The organism is Flavobacterium ginsengisoli (assembly GCF_029625315.1).
GTDB lineage: Bacteria > Bacteroidota > Bacteroidia > Flavobacteriales > Flavobacteriaceae > Flavobacterium > Flavobacterium ginsengisoli.
On record NZ_CP121110.1, the window covers coordinates 2727000 to 2746984 of the forward strand.

General features: G+C 34.2%; 17 protein-coding genes and 3 pseudogenes. 4 read left to right on the plus strand and 16 right to left on the minus strand.

The window, feature by feature from the left end; translation table 11 throughout:
* Positions 1-26: 26 nt before the first annotated feature.
* Positions 27-545, minus strand: coding sequence for a gamma carbonic anhydrase family protein (locus P5P87_RS12760; RefSeq protein WP_198854456.1), 519 nt, complete (start codon positions 543-545; stop codon positions 27-29).
* 10 nt (positions 546-555) lie between these two features.
* The gene (locus P5P87_RS12765) at positions 556-1545 is read right to left on the minus strand and encodes a PorP/SprF family type IX secretion system membrane protein (RefSeq protein WP_198854457.1); all 990 of its coding nucleotides are present in this window, start codon (positions 1543-1545) and stop codon (positions 556-558) included.
* Between the two features lie 143 nt (positions 1546-1688).
* Here P5P87_RS12765 and P5P87_RS12770 point away from each other — a divergent pair, with 143 nt between their 5' ends.
* Entirely contained in the window at positions 1689-2588 is a 900-nt protein-coding gene (locus P5P87_RS12770; RefSeq protein ID WP_278019544.1) for a NifU family protein, read from the plus strand.
* A gap of 355 nt (positions 2589-2943) precedes the next feature.
* Here the strand turns inward: P5P87_RS12770 and P5P87_RS12775 are convergent, their stop codons facing one another.
* The 7 genes from P5P87_RS12775 to P5P87_RS12805 all read right to left on the minus strand — a co-directional run bounded on the left by P5P87_RS12775 (position 2944) and on the right by P5P87_RS12805 (position 8697).
* The gene (locus tag P5P87_RS12775) at positions 2944-3528 is read right to left on the minus strand and encodes a hypothetical protein (RefSeq protein WP_278019545.1); all 585 of its coding nucleotides are present in this window, start codon (positions 3526-3528) and stop codon (positions 2944-2946) included.
* Positions 3516-3962, minus strand: a complete 447-nt coding sequence (locus tag P5P87_RS12780) for a hypothetical protein (protein ID WP_233074002.1) — start codon at positions 3960-3962, stop codon at positions 3516-3518. Before P5P87_RS12780 ends, P5P87_RS12775 begins: the two co-directional genes overlap by 13 nt.
* A 99-nt stretch (positions 3963-4061) precedes the next feature.
* Complete coding sequence (locus P5P87_RS12785) at positions 4062-4322, minus strand: hypothetical protein (protein WP_278019546.1); 261 nt, start codon at positions 4320-4322, stop codon at positions 4062-4064.
* A gap of 26 nt (positions 4323-4348) precedes the next feature.
* Positions 4349-5089 (minus strand): DUF2931 family protein, encoded by a 741-nt coding sequence (locus tag P5P87_RS12790; RefSeq protein WP_278019547.1) that lies wholly within the window; start codon positions 5087-5089, stop codon positions 4349-4351.
* A 58-nt stretch (positions 5090-5147) separates the two neighbouring features.
* Positions 5148-6839 (minus strand): phospholipase effector Tle1 domain-containing protein, encoded by a 1692-nt coding sequence (locus P5P87_RS12795; protein WP_278019548.1) that lies wholly within the window; start codon positions 6837-6839, stop codon positions 5148-5150.
* A 3-nt stretch (positions 6840-6842) separates the two neighbouring features.
* Positions 6843-7430: a hypothetical protein gene (locus P5P87_RS12800; protein WP_422854098.1), complete on the minus strand. Its 588-nt coding sequence runs from the start codon at positions 7428-7430 to the stop codon at positions 6843-6845.
* Positions 7381-8697, minus strand: coding sequence for a contractile injection system protein, VgrG/Pvc8 family (locus P5P87_RS12805; protein WP_278019550.1), 1317 nt, complete (start codon positions 8695-8697; stop codon positions 7381-7383). The genes P5P87_RS12800 and P5P87_RS12805 overlap by 50 nt, the downstream gene beginning before the upstream one ends.
* A 224-nt stretch (positions 8698-8921) precedes the next feature.
* On the opposite strand from P5P87_RS12805, the gene P5P87_RS12810 reads away from it, so the two are divergent.
* Together P5P87_RS12810 and P5P87_RS12815 are read left to right on the plus strand one after the other, a co-directional pair.
* Positions 8922-9332, plus strand: a complete 411-nt coding sequence (locus P5P87_RS12810; protein ID WP_278019551.1) for a YtxH domain-containing protein — start codon at positions 8922-8924, stop codon at positions 9330-9332.
* Positions 9333-9418: 86 nt separating this feature from the next.
* Positions 9419-10231, plus strand: coding sequence for a mechanosensitive ion channel family protein (locus P5P87_RS12815; protein WP_278019552.1), 813 nt, complete (start codon positions 9419-9421; stop codon positions 10229-10231).
* A gap of 3 nt (positions 10232-10234) precedes the next feature.
* Here the strand turns inward: P5P87_RS12815 and tsaB are convergent.
* The 7 genes and pseudogenes from tsaB to P5P87_RS12850 all read right to left on the minus strand — a co-directional run bounded on the left by tsaB (position 10235) and on the right by P5P87_RS12850 (position 18397).
* A pseudogene (tsaB, locus tag P5P87_RS12820) lies at positions 10235-10907 on the minus strand (tRNA (adenosine(37)-N6)-threonylcarbamoyltransferase complex dimerization subunit type 1 TsaB).
* A gap of 291 nt (positions 10908-11198) precedes the next feature.
* Positions 11199-12491: an efflux RND transporter periplasmic adaptor subunit gene (locus tag P5P87_RS12825; RefSeq protein ID WP_278019553.1), complete on the minus strand. Its 1293-nt coding sequence runs from the start codon at positions 12489-12491 to the stop codon at positions 11199-11201.
* A 6-nt stretch (positions 12492-12497) separates the two neighbouring features.
* Positions 12498-13949, minus strand: coding sequence for a TolC family protein (locus tag P5P87_RS12830; RefSeq protein ID WP_198854467.1), 1452 nt, complete (start codon positions 13947-13949; stop codon positions 12498-12500).
* Between the two features lie 77 nt (positions 13950-14026).
* On the minus strand, positions 14027-15151 hold the full coding sequence (locus tag P5P87_RS12835) for an efflux RND transporter periplasmic adaptor subunit (RefSeq protein ID WP_278019554.1): 1125 nt from the start codon (positions 15149-15151) through the stop codon (positions 14027-14029).
* Positions 15152-15189: 38 nt separating this feature from the next.
* Positions 15190-16456: pseudogene (locus P5P87_RS12840) on the minus strand (ABC transporter permease).
* A 2-nt stretch (positions 16457-16458) separates the two neighbouring features.
* Positions 16459-17703: an ABC transporter permease gene (locus P5P87_RS12845; RefSeq protein WP_198854470.1), complete on the minus strand. Its 1245-nt coding sequence runs from the start codon at positions 17701-17703 to the stop codon at positions 16459-16461.
* A complete protein-coding gene (locus tag P5P87_RS12850) occupies positions 17696-18397 on the minus strand; it encodes an ABC transporter ATP-binding protein (RefSeq protein WP_198854471.1) in 702 nt (233 codons plus the stop codon). The genes P5P87_RS12845 and P5P87_RS12850 overlap by 8 nt, the downstream gene beginning before the upstream one ends.
* 178 nt (positions 18398-18575) lie before the next feature.
* On the opposite strand from P5P87_RS12850, the pseudogene P5P87_RS12855 reads away from it, so the two are divergent.
* Positions 18576-19983: pseudogene (locus P5P87_RS12855) on the plus strand (DUF4403 family protein).
* The last annotated feature ends 2 nt before the right edge of the window (positions 19984-19985 follow it).

The following is a 19985-nucleotide window of genomic DNA, read 5'->3' on the forward strand; positions in this document are numbered from 1 at the left end:
AATTTCTATTTTGGATTTTTTTATTTCTATTCTTCGTTTTTAAACCAGCTAGAATACATTACATAATTGTTCGAAATACGCCCTATTTCGCCTGCAAAATCAGATTGGTCAATGTCTTTAACTTTTTTAGCAGGAACGCCAGCATAAATGCTTCCTGAAGTTACAACTGTATTTTGTGTCACTACAGCGCCAGCAGCAATTATAGCATTACTTTCAACCACACAATTATCCATTACAATTGCTCCCATTCCAATCAAAACATTATCGTGAATCGTACAGCCATGCACAATAGCATTATGTCCTATTGAAACATTATTTCCTATAATGGTGGGATGTTTTTGATAAGTACAATGAATTATAGCCCCATCTTGAATGTTAACTTTATTTCCAATTTTAATAAAATGAACATCTCCTCTCACAACGGCATTAAACCAAACACTGCAAGATTCTCCAAAAGTTACATCTCCTACAATAGTAGCATTTTCGGCAACATAACAATCCTCTGGAATTAGAGGTGATTTTCCGTTTACAGATTTAATCAGCATAAAATATTTTTTAGTTAACTGCAGGACAATTACAGTCGTAACGTTCTTTTTTGCAGAATAAATTAATTCCTAAAGTAATTTGATGAAAAGCTCCCGTGTCAAACTTAACATCTCCCATTAGTTGAGTATAGGTGTAAGCGAACATAAAATTCTTGAAATTAACCCCAATAATAGGCGTAAAGTACTGTAATTTTTGAGACGACACTCCGGTTCCCGAAACATATTGTGCGCCATCAAAACCTCTTCTATATGATAAAGCTGCCCATAGACTCCCGAAATCCATGCTTTTATAGGCTTTCATATTTAAATCTAGTGTTTTTGCCTTTGTTTGATCAAATAGCTGAAAAAGAATAGAAGGCTCCCAAGTCCAACTGCTGTTTTTTCCAAATACATAACCAGCACTTAATAAAAACTTTCTAAGATTATCGCTTTCATAATCTGTATATAACTCTCTTCTTGTTTCTAACAATCCTTGAACTGTTGCGTGCGCATAAAAATCCAGATAATTATATGATGCTCCAACGTCAACATTGAAATAAGAATCTTTCTGAATTGAACCAAAAACAATTGGATCAAAAGTTCCTCCAAATTTTGTTTCGTCTAATTGACTTTGTATTAAACCTCCACTAATTCCAAAAGACAACTGATTTAAATCTAGTTCATCTCTCGAAAACATAATATGGTGTGCATATGTTAGTTTTACACCTTTTTGAGAATGATAACCATTTTTATCATTAAATAAAATTATACCAGCTCCAGAACGTTCTCCCACTCTACCGTTAAAACTTAAAGTCTGCAATGATGGAGCGTCTTCTTCTCCAAACCATTGTTTTCTGGCTGTCAATCTTATTTTAGCACAGTTGGCTGCGCCTGCCATTGAAGGGTGAATTAAATAATAATTATCAGACAAATAATCTGAATAAACAGGTATTCCTTCTTGAGAATAAGAATAAAAAGTAGTAATGAGAAAAATTAATAAAACCTTGATTTTAAATTTCATAAAGACAATTTTGTTTCTATATAATTTTCACTCTTGCAATTTAACACGATTTCTTTGAAAAGAGTCTTAATTATTTTATTAAAAAATCAAATATAGGTATTAGTAGAAAATAACTTTAGTAAATTTGCAAAAAATATACAACCATGACAAAAATCACTATAAAAGAGACCCAGAACCCGACCATTTTAAAGTTCGAGTTTGAAGACTTTATTACTCAAAATCAAAACTTTGAGTTCAAAAATATTGACGAAGCGCAAGCTTCTCCTCTAGCCCAACAATTATTCTATCTGCCGTTTGTTAAGACCGTTTATATCTCTGGAAATTTCATCGCTATCGAAAGATACAGCATTGTAGATTGGGATGATGTAAAAGATGCAGTTGCAGAGCAAATTACTGCTTTTGTTGACAAAGGTGGCGTTATCATTAAAATTGATGAAACAAAAGCAAAAAAACAGCCAATTACAGTTTACGGAGAAACAACTCCAAATCCTTCTGCATTAAAATTTGTGGTAAGCAGAATGCTTACTCGTAATGCAGTAGAGTATAAAAACATTGACCAGACTGCTTCTTCTCCGTTAGCTCAGGAATTATTCAAATTCCCTTATGTGAAAGAAATTTTTATTGATGAAAATTATATTTCGGTTACAAAATATGAAATCAATAACTGGGATGAAATTACTTTAGAATTAAGAACTTTCATTAAACAATTTATAGAAAACGGAGGAACTGTTTTAGATGAAAGTTTAATTCAAACTAAAGCCAAAACTGAAGCAACAAAAGATGAAGCTTTTGACAAACTAGATGTTACATCTCAGCAAATTATTAATATCTTAGAAGAATACGTAAAACCAGCAGTAGCCGCTGATGGCGGAAACATTGCTTTTGAATCTTATAATGAAGATGATAAAACAGTAAAAGTATTATTACAAGGTGCTTGCAGCGGATGTCCATCATCTACATTTACTTTAAAAAGCGGTATCGAAAATATGCTTAAAAGCATGTTGAATGATGAAGCGATCAAGGTTGAAGCTGTAAATGCTTAATTTCAAAAGAAACAATATACAAAGCGTCTCAATGAGACGTTTTTTTTTGCAAAATATATTTGACATCAAATTACCAAAAGAATCTGTGTAAATTACCAATATTTTCATATGCAAACTTTACAGTTCGATTAAATATAAATTTTGCTTCTGTTTGATTATTTATAACTTTATAGTATTTATATTTTCTTTGACATAAGAACATAAATACGTGATTAATAACAACTTTACCATATATTCTATGAACCACCTTTTTTTTATACCTGCTGGAGCGGCGTCTTGCTCGTGAACATCATCCTTAATAAATTCTGTTATATAAACTTTGCGTTAACGAGCGGGGTACTCGTACTAGCAGAGGTTATTTATAGGAGTCATTAAAATTCCGTTTACTGTTAGGATAAATTCTAATGCTGTCGACCTCCAGTTCTTGATTGTTTAATAAAATTTCCAAGCTTCTGTTGTCTTTGGCAATTTTTAACTGAATTTCATTATCTCCTGAAAGCCCTTTAAAACGGCTGAATATTTCATTTTGATTGAAGAAAATCCTACCTTCAAATTTTTCTCCTATTCCTGTTTCCCAGAAAAACTGAAGGACATTTGGCAGTGCCCTGTCTCTTATTTTGTTTTCCAGCAGCCATGGACGCATCATCTGGTCTTTTTCTCCATTGTAATATTCTGTATTTATTGCAAATAATCTGAAATTAGGATTCTCAGAGGTAATTACGGGTTTCCAATTGTATCGCAGACGAAACATATCCCATTGATCACAATTGGCATCTGGATTATATAGTTTTTTTGCTAATTCATCAAAATATTCAGGAGTAAACCTCCATGTTTCCAGATGTTTATTTTTTGCAGATTCCAATTCTTTTGGATCAGTTACTGCTTTAGCCTGATATCTGCCGATTTCTATCACCTTCAAGCCATAATTTACCCAAACCACACCATGCCTTTTGGCGCAAAATCAAAAACAAGACTGGACATTCTATCATAAGATTTGTGTGCCGCATCTGCATCTCTCAACAGATCACGATCACCCTCGTATTTGTACTCCTCAATTATATTATTTTCCGCTTCACAAAAAGCATAATTTCTCCTTACCAAATCTTTCATTCGCTCTATAGGAAAATCAATTTTTAGCCTATAAAAAGCATTGTCATAACCCGCATAATAAGTTAGGTCTGCGCCTATAGGAGTGCCGTGCTGCTCTGTCCTCATCTTGCCTGAGCTCCCCCATGTGCCTGAGGAGCTTCCATACGGCATGCCTGCACGAATGCCTTCGAGGGTAAAAATTTCGTCTTTTACCATTTGTACTCTATATTTATTTGCAGGATGGCACATTTCGGCATGCCACTCGGGTGTTTTTTCATTTTTCATTTGGCAGCTGTTTATCTGTATGCCTATTAAAAAGCATACTATTATTTTTATAGATCTATTACCCATAGTGTATTTCATTTGCAAAAAGTATTTCAAATGTTATTTATAGGAGTCATTAAATTCTCGTTTACTGTTAGGATAAATTCTAATGCTGTCGACCTCCAGTTTTTGATTGTTTAATAAAACTTCCAAACTTCTGTTGTCTTTGGCAATTTTTAACTGAATTTCGTTATCTCCTGAAAGCCCTTTAAAACGGCTGAATATTTCATTTTGATTAAAAAAAATTCTCCCTTCAAATTTTTCTCCTATACCTGTTTCCCAGAAAAACTGAAAGACGTTTGGCAGTGCCCTGTTTCTCATTTTATTCTCCAGCAGCCATGGGCGCATCATCTGGTTTTTTCTCCATTGTAATATTCTGTATTTATTGTAAATAATCTGAAATTAGGATTCTCAGAGGTAATTACGGGTTTCCAATTGTATCGTAGACGAAACATATCCCATTGATCACAACTGGCATCTGGAACAGAAAATTCTTTTGCCAACTCATCAAAACGGGCAGGCGAAAAACGCCAGATATCTAAATATCTTTTTTTTGCAGATTCTAATTCTTTTGGGTCAGTTACTGCTTTAGCCTGATATCTGCCTACTTCTATAACAGTCAAGCCATAATTTACCCAAACCACTACCATGCCTTTTGGCGCAAAACCAAAAATAAGGCTGGAAATTCTATCATAGGAATTGTAAGCCTCATCTATATCACCTGTAATATATTGCAAACCAGGATCGCCTTCATATTTGCATTCCTCGATTGTTTTGTTTTTTACTTCACGATAAGCATAATTGCGCTTTACCAGATCTTTCATAAGCTCTACAGGAAAATCAATTTTTAACCTGTAAAACACATTTTCATAACCGGCATAATAGGTTATGTCTGCCCCTATGGGAGTGCCGTGCTGTTCTGTCCACATCTTGCCTGAGCGCCCCCATGTGCCTGAGGAACCTCCGTACGGCATACCTGCACGAATGCCTTCTAGGGTAAAAATTTCGTCTTTTACCATATCTACACTATATTTATTTTCAGGATGGCACATTTCGGCATGCCATTCGGGTGTTTTTTCATTTTTCATTTGGCGGCTGTTTATCTGTATGCCTATTAAAAAGCATGCTATTATTTTTATAGATCTATTACCCATTGTGTATTTCTCTTTTTCTGTATCGGCCTTCATAAGCGCCGTCTTTGGCAGGTGCCTGGCTCTCGCGAGAACCAAGTCCCAGTTCGTTGGCTTTTACAGACCAGTGCAGATACTGGTTTCTTAATTTTTTCAATACTTCTTCGTCAATATAATTCAGATAAGATTTTCGTTTGAGCTTCGATAAATACTCTTCATTTATAGAATTTTTATCATACAAATCGCCATTGTACATTTCGACATAGCTATTCCGCAAATCATTACAGACGTTTACATAATTATTTAAACTGTTGCAGACTGATTTTATAAACTCATCTTCTATTGAATAGGAAATTAATTTATTCTTTCTATATTCAACTTTAGCATCTTTAGAAAAGTGAAACATTAAATGCAGTGGAATCTGGTCATAAGTATTATACAGATTTCGTATTCCTACTACCGCATAAAATCGCTCTAAATCTTCTACAGATCCTTTTTTTATTTTATTGTCAATAGCAGATTTATGCACAACTCCAGCTTCAATTTGGTGTTTTTTATACCAGCCTTCACTAATTACTATTTTTTTTAGTTTTTCAACTTCTTGATCAGAATGATGAATCATTTTGTTGTAAAGTGATTCTCTTTTATAGTAAAGAGCCGAAACTTCTTTGGCATTGTTTATATAAGAACCACCAATATCTGAGTGCACCCCTGGCAAAGTAAGTTCTAAACCATGCAAGCCGGCGCTCTCTATATTGACTAAATCAAAGTTTTCGCGATATTCATCATCAGATGACAGTTGCAAAACAAAACGTGCTTTTTTAACTGCATCTAAATGTAAGTCTATACTATCGTTACCGTGATAAAATCCATAAGAAGCTACGGTATCATACAGACCCACAAAATTGATCTCGATTTTTTTTATGCTAAAATTCTCTTTTAATAAACAAGCGGCGAAGTAACCATGCCGGTCTAAAAGTGGGTGATTCGGTACTTTAAGAATACTATATTCATTTTTCATACCTTGATAATATCCGGGGGCCATTACCTGTACTTTATTATCAGGAAGCTGACTGTATATAACAGCAGGACTATTGGCTATATGCAAAAAATGTCTGGCAGCGGTTGCGCCACGGCTAAAACCATAAACATTCAATTTTAAAACATTTATTTCTTTGCCTCCATATTCTTTCAACATTTCTGGTGTTTTTACACATGCTTTTACCACTTTTGCCACTACCCCGCGATAGCCCATACCTATTGCGACATCTGGAAAAACATCGTCGCTTTCTAGATTTTCGGTGCCAATTCCTTCAATATATAAGGCGCTTTGAAAATCAGCAGTGGGATCTATAGCATCGTAGCCTCTTGCGACATTAGTATAATCGTTTTCAAAACTGTCATCTTCCTTATTCCCTACTTTTAGATAAGCATCATGATCTTTTGAATCTTGTTTTTTAGCATCGGTATTGGTTTTATTATTTTGTGTTCCATCAAAAAAAATATTTAAGCTTACATTAATAGCGTTATTTAATGAATCTTCAGGATGTAAGGGCTCATAATCTTTCTCAAAAATTCCTTCTTCGCCACCATTCCAGCGGTTTTTGCCCAAAGCATGAACCGTATAATCTCCATCTATGGCACGCAAATCCATTTTTCCTGTTGAAGTGTTTATCATTTCACCTTCAACAATTCTTAGAATACTCATGATTTATGAATTTATTGAGTTTTCGCCGCTGTATTTATTCAGGTTTTTAGAAGCGTGCACGTTTATATGTTCTTCTGTACTTATTAAGGAAGCTGTTTTGGCAATTTCCTTTCTTTCTCCTGTTTCAGATTCTCTATTTCCTTTTATAAATTCTGTTAGATTACCCATTACTTTTGTCATAAAATCGATTCCTATAGCGAGAAATTTTGAGCCTGTAATACTTTGTGTATAGTTACCTCCAATAATATCAGTTTTATGAACCCCAACATTAATATCCATATTCTGCCCCGCATTTATGCTGATATTTTCTCCTGCGTTGATTGTTAAATTTTTGGGAGCATCAATAGTTGTGTTTCCGTTTCCATCCATAAAATATTTATTGCCACTTGGATCTTCAAGCGAAACGCTTCCATTGGCATCATTAAAAGTAGCTGTAATTCCAGAACGGGTTTTCATAACCTTCAAATCATTATTCGGCGTACTATAACCGCTTTTTTCTTTTCTGCTGGTCATAGTTCCTATTACAATAGGCAGTTCGGCGTTATTGCCCTGAAAATCTACAAAAACCGTATCTCCTATTTCGGGAATAATGTGAGAACCTCTGGCATCGCCTCCGTATTCTTCGCATTAACGGAATGTAAGGAGTGGTTTCGCCTTTGGCTTCCTGCCATGGCATCTGCACCTGTACGGCGCTGAGTCCGTCAGGGTCTGCGTTTGCCGTTACAATTGCCGTTTGGCTCTGGCAGTACGGCACCAGATCGGGGTCAGTTTCAGATGAAAATACAGAATTGTTGAAATTTATGGCTGTAAACTCGTTTTCGTAGCCTCCACCATCATCGCATATGTGTCTGATGTGGGTAACTCTGTAAGAGCTTTCGAGCTGCATATCGACACCGCTAATTCTTACTTTGTTTCCTATAGTAATGCCGGGAACTTCGCTTGATGCTGTAACCTCCATCAATCGACTTAAAACGGCACGCATTTTATTTTTGGTGTATTCTTCTGAGGTTGTTCTCACATATCCGCCAACAGGGTTCTGATTTAGCTGTATTACCGTTTCTTTATTAAAAACCCTGTTGCCCTTATTTAGAAAGTTCTGCTGGAAACCGTCGGTTTCTTTTCGGTAATTTAGGGTTTCGTCGGTTCTGTATTCCCCTTCGCGATTGTCATTTTCTATGGTTTTAAACATGGCAGGTATTAATTTCACCGTATAATTGAAATCCTGCATGTTTACGCCATAGACTAATTTAGGCTGTCCGCCAACCCCGCCCGGCGTGCCGAAAATAGTGGTGCGCCCGTTATAATAAAGCCATTGTCCGTTTCTTTTGGCCAGACGGTTCAAAAAACTGAAGCTACTTTCGTTGTACTGCACCGTATAAGGCAGGCTGTCTTTGTAAAATGGTCTTACGTCCATATCAATATCGACCCCTTCCTTAACTTTGTTTACAATATCTGCAAGAGGCATGCTGATAAAGGAATTGCACTCGGGTCCGTTCTCTAAAATTATGGTCGAACTATGGCCTTTTATGACAATGGTTTCTTCCATGTCTTTAATGCGGGATTTCTGAAGCTCGACTTCGGTTACCACGCCATAAAAATGCAGGACATAATCATCTGGATCTGCACCGATCATAAGATCTTCCAGTCCGTCTATGGGTTTTATCTCAATGCTTATCTTTTCGCCGTAAAGCTGTCGCGAAAAAGGCATGACACTTCTTAACTGCTCTACCAATAAATCCTGTCTTACCTGAAAAGAAAAAACATGGTGGTCGTGAATGGTCTGGATTATTTCCAATCCGCTGAAATTCGTAATCTGGATTTCGCCAACTTTAATCGTGGTAACTGTCTGTAATGCCATTAGAAAATAATATCAAGTTCGTACTTAAATAAATTCCTACAATTTAAACTACTTTACTAACTGACACAATACCTAAATTTAGGGATTTTTCTAAAGAATCTTTAAATCTTAAAAAGCTTCCCTAGAAAATCATATATTTTTAATAATCAATATTTTACACTAATTTTTCATTAAAATCATTTAAAAAGTTTAATATTGTATTCTTAACCAATCAATTAAAAACCATGGGATTATCTTCATTTTTTAAAAATTTATTTGGCTCAACCAAAGAGTCTGTAACTGAATTGGCAAATAATGCCGAAGAGACTTTTGAACAAGCAAAGGAAGCGGCGGCTCCTTATATCGAGAAAGCAGAAGCTTTTGCAGAAGAAACAATTGAAAAAGTAAAAGAGGTTTCTGAACCTATTATTGACCAAGCTGCAGATTATGCGGACAAAGCAAAAGATACTGTAAGTGAATATGCGGACAAAGCTACTAAAGCGGTAAATGATTTGGTTGATTCTGTTAAAGAAAAAGCAACTTCGCAAACAGCTACTGAGGCATCAGAAACTATTTCTGAAACCGTTGTTGATACTAGCGAAAAATCTGCCGAAGAGGTAGAAGAAATAGCCGACGAAGCTGCTGACAAGGCATAAACACACTTTTCTGATAATGTAAATATTTTTATATTTGCACCACTAATATACCTTCTCTTTTGAGAAGGTTTTTTTATTTAAAAATCATGAACCTGAACCCAGAACAAGTCAGTAAATACGTTACTCGTTTTGTTGACATTTTAGTTGATTATTCACCAAAACTGATTTCTGCATTTTTAATCTTATTTGTTGGTTTATATGCCATCAGATTGATTAATCGAATTATTAGAAAAATAATGATTCAGCGAAATCTTGATCCTACGCTTACAAAATTCTTATCTGACATTTTATTGTGGGCGTTGCGAATATTATTGTTTGTAACCTTTATTTCTAAATTAGGAATTGAGACTTCCTCTTTTGTTGCCATTTTAGGAGCAATGGGTCTTGCAGTTGGTTTGTCTTTGCAAGGATCGCTTTCTAATTTTGCTGGAGGAATGCTTATTATTGTCTTTAAACCGTTTAAAGTTGGAGATACAATAGAGGCGCAAGGCGTTGTTGCAACAGTTCTTGAAATTCAGATTTTTGTAACTAAAATGCTTACTGCAAATAATCAGACGGTGTTTGTTCCAAATGGTTCTTTATCTAACGGAAACATCATCAACTACTCGATGCAAGGAGAAAGAAGAGCTGATTTGACTTTTGCTATTTCTTATGATTCAGACATTAAAAAAGCAAAAGAAATTCTTTTAGATGTTTTAAATAATAACCCAAAAGTATTGAAGAAGCCTGCACCAGAAGTTTTTGTAAAAAACCTATCGGCAAGTTCTATCGATTTTGCAGTTCGTCCTTGGGCAAAAAATGCCAATTACGGAGCTGTTTTTTCTGAAACATTAGAGAATTGCAAAATTGCGTTGGATGAAGCGGGAATTGCAGTTCAACCGTATACGATACAGAAATAGTATTTATTGCTTCTTTGGAGGAGCAATCATGAAATCTTTCAAATAATAAGGTTCAAAATAAGCGACATCTACAGTGTCGCTTTTTTGATATTTATCAAAACTGATTTTACTCATTGCTTGCGCTGAAGGGTATTTTACATTTTCTAAAAACACCAAATTGTCTCTAGTCAAAACAGGCTTGCATTTATCGGCACAGTCGCCTACAAAGTAAAGCTTGTCTGTGTATTCTTGAAATGAATTTTCATCAATAATTTCAGCTTGAATAGCTCTTTCAACTGTCAAATCTGGATTAAAAATAGCACTGTAAACTTCCATACGGCGCGCATCCAGCATCGATACAATTTTTCCATCTTTAACTCCTGCCTGAGAAGCTAGAGTTTGCAGTGTATCTACAGCAATTAACGGAATATTTAATGCATAACACAAACCTTTTGTCTGCCGAAACACCAATTCTTAAACCTGTATAAGATCCTGGTCCTTGGCTTACGCCAACAGCCTTTAAATCATGTGCAGATATTCCAGCTTTTTTTATTGCCTCTTCAATAAAAACGTGAAGTTTTTCAGCATGCGAATATCCTTCATCTGCTAGTTCGGTACAAACAATGGTTTGACCATCTTTTGCAATAGATACAGAACAATTTTTAGTAGCCGTTTCGATGTTGAGAATATAAGACAAAGTAGTAAAGTGTTTTTATTAAAAATTGATCAAAAAGATTAATGCTACAAAAATAAGAGTTAACAGCCAAAATAACAGAAATGCTACACATAAATTTTCAAGTAAAAAGTCTCAAATATATAATTAGGCTTTTTTCTATTGAAAATAGGCAAATTCATTACTGTACTATTTTGTTATATAGAAGCTATAATACTCTCATATCAAGTATATAAATACACTAGAAAAAGTGACTGATAAAACCAAAAATCATTTTCGCTTAGAATTCCACTAAATGCAATTATATGCTATAATTTACTTCTTGGGCGCTTCTGCTTTCTTAAGCTTTACCTTATCACCAGAATTAAGCTCTTTAGAAACTGTTGTATATGGCCCTGTAATAACAACATCGCCAGGTTTTAAACCAGACATCACTTCGATGTTAGTGTCGTCTTGAATTCCAGTTTTAATGATTCTAATCTTAGCCTTATCTCCAACTTTGACAAAAACACATTCGAATTTTTTATCGCTTTTTGGAGCCGCTTTTTTATCTTCATTTGGATCCTCAACCTTAAAATCTTTTACAGCCGTAGTGTCCGATTTTACTACAACAGAACTAATTGGCACTGCCAAAACATTATTTTTTGTTGTTGTAATAATGTCAACCGTAGCAGTCATTCCAGGTCTAAAAGGAGAATATGTACTTGGTTTTCCTTCTAACAAATCTTGATATGAATCTTTCAGAATACGAACCTTAACTTTAAAATTCGTTACCTGATCTGATGTTAATGTTGTACTTGCCGAATTAGAAATACTAGTCACAACTCCCTTAAATTTCTTTTTTAAGTAAGCATCGACTTCAACATTTGCTTCATCTCCTATTTTAATTTTTACAATATCATTTTCATTTACATCAACTTCAACTTCCATGTTGTTTAGGTTTGCAACACGCAAAAGCTCCGTTCCTGCCATTTGCTGTGTTCCTAAAACTCTTTCTCCCAATTCTACATTCAATACAGAAATAGTTCCGTCTGCAGGAGAATAGATCGTTGTGCGTCCTAAATTGTCTCGAGCCTCTGTAACAGATGCCGAAGCACTTTGAACATTGTAATAAGCGCTTTGTTTTGTAGCTTTTGCAACTTCAAAAGTAGAAATGGCTTTATCCCAATCTGATTTTGAGATTACACCTTTATCATACAAAATTTTATTACGCTCGTAATTTGCTTTTGCTTCTTTAAAACTGGCGTCAGATTGAGTAAGGCTTGCTTTTGTCCCAGCTAAATTTGCAACAGATCTTTCTAATCCTGAGGTATATAAATCGGGATTTATCTTTACTAACAAATCACCTTTTTTAACCACTTGCCCCTCTTTTACATTTAAAGAAATAATCTCGCCCGATACCATCGAAGCTATTTTAATTTCAATTTCGGGTTGAATTTTACCTGTTGCAGAAACCGTTTCAACAATTGTTGAAGCTGTCACTTTTGCAATTTCTACTTCTTTTCCTTCGTCTTTATTTCCTATTACTCCAGTCTTAGAAAGGACAACCAAAGCTACAATAAGAATTACTGCAACTATTAATAAGAAATAAACAGTTTTTTTTTTCATAATGAATTATTTTGTAATAATTGGAACGATTGGAATTCCGAAATAAAACTCTAATATTTTAATTTTAAACATGTAATCATATTTTGTTCTAATTACATCAGACTGTGCATTAGTCAATAATGTTTGAGCTTGTGTAAAATCAAATGAGTTCATTAAACCAACATCATATTTTTCTTTTGCATAATTGTAAGCCTGCTGTCTTGCTTCTAAAGTTACAGTAGAAGATTCGTAAGTATTTAAAGCTCCTCTTGCATCTGTAAAAGCAGTATAAACGTTACGTTGCAAATCTAAACTTTTTTGCTCTAAATCTATTTTAGATTTTTCTAAACTTACTTTATTACGTTCTACATTATTACGGGCAGAGAAACCATTAAAGATAGGAACAGAAAGTTGGAATCCGAAAGATTGTCCCTTATTATCGTTAAACTGATCGAAAATTGGATCTGCTTTTCCTAAAACAGGAACATAATTATTTTGTAAAACAGCTTGATTAGTTCCTTCAACAAAACCAATTTGAGAAGTTGGATTTGCTGTATTTGGTGTAGATCCAGTTATAACATCTGAATAACTTGCTCTGGTATTAAAGCTATAGAAAGCGCTCAAAGTTGGCTGATATGCTCCTTTGGCAATAGCAACATTTTTCTCTGCTATTTCAAGATTTGCCTGCGCTAATTTTAGCTCTGTTCTTGTTTCTTTAGCTTTATTATAAATGTCAATTGGACTTTGAGCCAAGATGTTATTTTCATCCATTGCATTAGTATCGTCTACTACATCAAAATCTGCAAATTCTTTTAATTGCAAAAGTTGCGCTAAACTCAATTTAGAGATTAACAAATTGTTTTCAGAAACCGCAATATTTTGTTTATCTGTTGCTACAGTTGCTTTCAAATCAAATAAATCCCCACGCGGAATGGTTCCTGCATTTACCATTTCTTCAGAACGGGCAAATCTTTTCTCATCGATTATTAACTGTTCTTTTTTTACTTTTAAATCTTCTTTATTAGATAAAATCAGCAAAAACGCACTGGCAACATTTAAAGAAATATCTTCTTGCATTTTTAACAATTGATACTGCGAAGCAATAATTGACAATTTCGCTTTTCTAAGGGTATTTTGATTCTGAAGACCTTTATAGATATCTACTCCAGCATTTAATCCTACAGAAGAATATTGTGTAGTTGAATTACGTAAAATACCGGTTGTAACATCCTGGTTCAAACCAACGTTCCAAGAGTGAGAAGCGCTACCATTTACAGAAGGAAGGTATCTTCCATATGCCGCTTTCTTATCTATATCGGCATTTTTCAAGTCCAATTCAGACTGTTTGATTGTGATATTATTTTCGAGTGCATATCTAACACACTCTTCTAAAGTCCATTGCTTTGATTGCGCCTGTCCAGTTAATCCGAAACCGAATAACATTGCAAAAAACAGACTATTATATTTGTTTATTTTCATATACTTTTAATGAACGCGCAGTAAACCGAACTACGCAAATTTAACGTTTTTTAAAACCAAAAAAGATTCTTAAACTTTCAAACTAAATTATTTTTTTCTCCTTCATTGATTAAGCCTTGATTCCAGATTTTAATTTTATCCGTGTCCTTTATACCGCTTTTAACTTGAACGTAGATTCCGTCACTAACCCCAAGAACCAAATCTCTTCTTTGAAATTTCTGTGGAGCAGTTTCAACTTCTACATAAGGCTTTTGTGTTTTTTTATCAAATTGAACCAAAGATTCTTTTAGTGCTAGAACTTTGTCTGCTTTCTCCAAAATAATTGAAGCATTAGCGCTTAAACCAGCTCTAATAAAAGTATCATCTCTGTTAATCATTTGTGCTTTTATTTCAAACTGGATAGCACCATTTTCTGTAACTCCTTTTGGCGCAATATAATTTAAAACGGCATCAAACTTTTTGTTCTCGATAGCACCAATTGTAATCTCAATCGGCATTTTTTCTTTAATTTTTCCAACTTCAGATTCATCGATTTTTCCAATAAAAATCATTCTTCCAACATCGGCAACACTTGCAATTGTAGTTCCTTCGTTAAAGTTATTACTTTCGATAACTTGGTTCCCCACTTTTACAGGAACGTCTAGCACCATTCCATTAACTGTAGAACGAATTAATGTATTAGCATAACTACCCAAAGAAGAAGTTGTTCCTGTTTTAACAATATCTAATCCTTGTTTCTTTGCCAAATAGTTTTGTTTTGCTTGATTATAAGCCAGCAATGCGGCATCATAATCATTAGCAGAAATTACATCTTTCTCAAATAATGTTTTTTGCCTTTTATAGATTTTTTCCTGATTATCTAATGCTATTTTAGCGGTCTGCACTTGATTCTGCGAACTGCTTACATTCGAAACATTTGCTACAACTCTAATTTTAGCAATCATATCACCAGCTTTGATTTTTTCTCCAGCTTTAATATACACTTCTTCAATAATACCTGAGATATTTGGTTTAATTAAAACCTCTTCGTCAGGCTGAATATTACCTGTCGCAATAGTATTTTTTACGATAGTTTTAATTTCTGCTTTTTCCGTTTTAAATACAATCGGCGATTCTTGATTTTTAGCATACAAATAGTAAAGCGCGCCAAAAAAAACAATTGCAATAAATATTAAAATGGTAACGGTTACTCCTTTTTTCATTTGTTTTTGGTTTAATCGATTTTATTTTGATTGATAATTTATTCTGTTCTTAATGCATCTACAGGCTTAATACTAATAGCGGTCTGCGCCGGAATAAAACCCGCAAGCAATCCTGATCCTACTAATATTAATAATGCCACAAATACAACTCTCAAATCTACACTTGGATTGGCAAACATGGTGTTGCTTCCTGGCGGCATAGAATCTAAAGCCATATTTAAGAGTGCTATAATTCCTGTTGCAACAGCAATTCCGAGCATTCCTGAAATGATTGTTAAAAATATAGATTCTAATAATATTTGTCCTCTAATTGCTCCAGGAGTTGCACCTAAAGCTCTTCTGATTCCGATTTCTTTTGTGCGTTCTTTAACCACAATTAGCATGATATTGGAAATCCCAATTACTCCCGAAATCAAAACTAATGTTCCAACAAAGTAGGCAATTACTTGAAGGATGTTAAATAGACTTTGCACTTTATTAAACTGTTCGTACAAATCAAAATTTCCAACCGCACGATCGTCTGTTGGATTAACAGAATGCAACGCTTTAATTATTTCTAATATTTTTGGTTTTAAATCTGTTATAGATGAGTCATCATTTGCTGTAAGCGCCATCCAGCCCACTTTGTCTCCATAATTAAAAGCCTGTTGAAAAGTTGTAAACGGAATAAATATATTTTTTTGATCCTGTTCTGCATTACCTCCTTGCTGTTTGGATTTATAAACTCCAACCACCATAAAGTTTATGCCGTTAATTTTAATATAAGTTCCTATACATTCCTCCTCTTTGCCATAAAGCTCGCTAATAACACCTTTACCAATTACAGCAACTTTTCTTCTTCCTTCAATATCCTGCTGATTTACAAAACGGCCTTTAATAATATCCATTGGCTGTTGCTTAATCAACTCCGGATAATCTCCATAAACTGTAAAAGCAGAAGTTTTAGTTCCTCTAACGACATTATTGCTTCCGTTAAAATCTCCTAGCTGGTTTCTTGGAGAAACGTATAACAAATCTGGAATAGCTTGTTTTAATGCTCGCAACATCACTATTTCTAAAATCGTAACGTCGTGTTTTGGGCAAACCTTTGTAGGCCTTTGATGTTGTCTGACTCCACATAAACATAGTATTTGTCGCAATGCCATCAAAACCTTTTTTTACACCGTTTTCAAGTCCTTTTCCTGCAGCAAGCAATATCACCAAAATGAATATTCCCCAAAACACTCCAAAAGCAGTCAGAACTGTCCTGAAGACATTTGCTGTTAAAGCCTGTAATATTTCGTCCCAATTATCTTTACTAAACATGATTATTCGTCTCTAAGTGCTACAATAGGTTTAATTTTGGCTGCTCTGTAAGCTGGGAAAAATCCCGCCATTGCTCCTGCAAAAACAAGTAATACCAAAGTAGTTAGAGCAACACTAAAATCTACTTCAGGATTTCTGAAATATTCACTTTGAACCATCGGCCCAACAAATTCCAACAACATAAGGCTTGCCAATAAGCCGACAAAACCTGCAATGGTCGTAATAAAAATCGATTCATGAAGAATCATTGTAATAATAGAAATAGGTGAAGCTCCAAGCGCTTTTCTAATTCCAATTTCTTTTGTTCGTTCTTTTACAATAATAAGCATGATATTACTAACACCAACCACACCTGCTATAATCGTACAGATACCTACCCACCAAAAAAAGAGTCTGATATATAAGTTTAAATCGTAAAACTGCTTAGCGTCTTTAACAGAGTTATACACTCCTACACCACTATCATCGTCAGGAGCCACCACATTTTTACTCTTTAACAAGTCTTTTAAATCTTGTGTGAATTTTTCTGATTGAGCCAAAGCTTCATCATAATCGTTTGTCTTTTTTAGGGTAAAAAACAAGTTGCTAATTTTATCTCCACCACCAAATGTTTTCTGAACTGTAGTCAATGGCAAATAAGCACGTGTCTCTTCTCTTTCTCCTCCTGGATCTGTAAAAACGCCAACTACTTTGAAATTAATATTATTAATTAGGATCTCCTCTCCAATTGCCTCTTTATCTTTAAGCAAATCGGTTTTTAGTTTCATCCCAATAACCGCAACTTTGGCATTACTTTCTAAGTCTTTAGCATTTATATAACGGCCTTGAACTATGGTCAAATTCTCTATCCCACCATAATCTGGATTGACACCTCTAAACTGATAACTACCCGATTCTTTACCGTAAGAAAAAGGTTGTCCCCAATAATTATTTGTAGAAGCCCTTAAATCTAGTTTGTCTTCAAATTTCTGTACCGATTGATTGTAATCGCTATTTCGAAATTGAATTTGTCTTCCTGGATTTAATCCTTTATATTCCTTTGTAGTTGTTCCAGACCATACCTCAATAATACCAGCCGCATCACGTTCAAATTGTTTTTCAATTCCGTTTTGAAGCCCTTTACCTGCACCAAGCAGAATAACCAAAATAAAAATTCCAGAAGCCACAGAAATTCCTGTTAAGAATGTTCTTAAACGATTTTTAGAAATGGCTTCAAATATTTCCTGCCAACGTTCAATATTAAACATAAGACGAAGCTCTAATTTGTTCTACTTTTTTATCATCGATAATTAATCCATCTTTTAGGACTACATTTCTTTTGCACATTGCCGCAATATCAGGTTCGTGTGTAACAATTAAAATTGTTTTTCCTTCGTCGTTAATCCCTTGTATAAGCTCCATGACCTCATAAGAAGTTTTGGTATCAAGAGCTCCTGTTGGCTCATCTGCAAGCAATACTTTCGGATTTGAGGCTAATGCTCTCGCAATAGCAACACGTTGTTTCTGACCTCCAGAAAGTTCGTTTGGCAAATGGTGAGCGTGAGTTCCTAAACCTACCTTTTCCAAATATTTCATTGCTATTTCGTAACGTTCCTTTCTTTTAATACCTTGATAATATAATGGCATTGCAACATTATCTAATGCTGTCTTGTAATTGATCAAGTTAAAAGATTGAAAAACAAAACCTAAAAATTTGTTACGATATTTTGAAGCAATCGTTTCGTTTAATTTCTTTATAGGTGTTTTGTCTAAAATATAACTTCCAGAATCAGCTTCATCCAAAATTCCTAAAATATTAAGAAGTGTTGATTTTCCTGAACCTGATGACCCCATGATTGCAACCAATTCTCCTTCTTCTATATTAAAATTTATTCCTTTTAATACATGTAATTCTGAACTTCCCATTTTATAGGATTTGTGTAAATCTTTTATTTCAATCATGGTATTGTTAAATTTTTTAGACAATAATAACATTTTTATTAAGTAATTTATGATAATAAAAAGTTAATAATTATGTTACCTATTTTGTATTAGACTTCCTTTTTTACTTATTGTTACACTTTTTTAATAAAATATGATTGTTTTTGTAATTTTACCTTGTCTAAAAATTCATATTAAAATGAAGCTTACTTCTATTATTTCAATGTTTTCGGTGCTTGCCGTATTAACAAGCTGTTCTTCAACTTCAAAATTAGAAACATTAAAACCTGAACCAGACGATGCCAGTCCGCTCGTTTATGACAGTAGTCCATCATTCATCAACCTTCCGATTACGATAAAACTAAGCGATATCGAAAATCAAACAAATTCTCTTCTTAACGGAGTGATTTATGAAGACAACAACATCGAAGATGATGATATTCAAATTAAAATCTGGAAACAGGCTCCTATCAAAATTCAGAACGATCCATCAAATCCTAACAAAAGAATTAGAACCATTTTACCGCTTAAAGCGAATATCAAATATAGAATCGGAACAAAAAAAATGGGGATAGAGTTGTACGACGTTAGAGAATTCAACCTAAACGGAGTTATAACTTTATCTAGCGAAACAACTTTAAGCAATTGGAAATTAACTACAAAAACGGAGTTCAAATCCCTAAATTGGAATGAAAGCCCAACAATGACCATATTTGGTAAAAATATGCCAATTACTTATTTGATAAATCCTGCTATTTCTATTTTTAAAAGCAATCTAGAAAAAGAAATTGACGGGGCAATTGAAAAATCTATGGACTTTAAGCCTAACGTTCTTCAGGCGGTTGAAAAAATCTGTACTCCTTTTCAAATGAGCGACACATATGAAAGTTGGCTTCGTATTGTTCCTATTGAAATTTACTCAACAAACGCCAAGCTTAAAAACGATTCTTTTATTCTTGACATGGGAATGAAATGCAACATGGAAACCATTGTTGGAAAACAACCAGAAACTAAATATAGTGCAAACAAAATTGCTTTAAAACCAGTTGCCAAAATTCCAAGTCAGATTTCTGCTAATATTGCCGCTATTTCAAGTTACGTAGACGCGTCTAAGATTATGACCAAAAATTTTGCTGGTCAGGAATTTGGTTCAGGAAGCAAAAAAGTCACAGTGAAAAATGTTTCAATCTGGCATAAAGACGGAAAAATGGTTATTGCATTAGACGTTTTAGGATCTATAAACGGAACTATTTATTTAAACGGATTTCCATCATATAATCCTCAAACGAAAGAAATTTATTTTGACAAATTAGATTATGTTCTAGATACTAAAAGTAAATTAATGAGAACTGCAAACTGGCTTGCGCAAGGATATATTTTGAGAAAAATGGAAGAAAAGCTGCCGCTATTCAATCCAGCCAAATTTGGAAGAAGGAAAGAAAAGTATGGCAGGTTATTTAAAGAATTATTCTCCAATGCCAGGTGTATTTGTCAATGGAAAAATGGAAGACATTCAATTTGACAAAATACAGTTAACCAATCAGGCAATTATAGCCTTCATCAAAATAAACGGAACTGTAAACGTCTCAGTAAATGGACTTAAATAAAA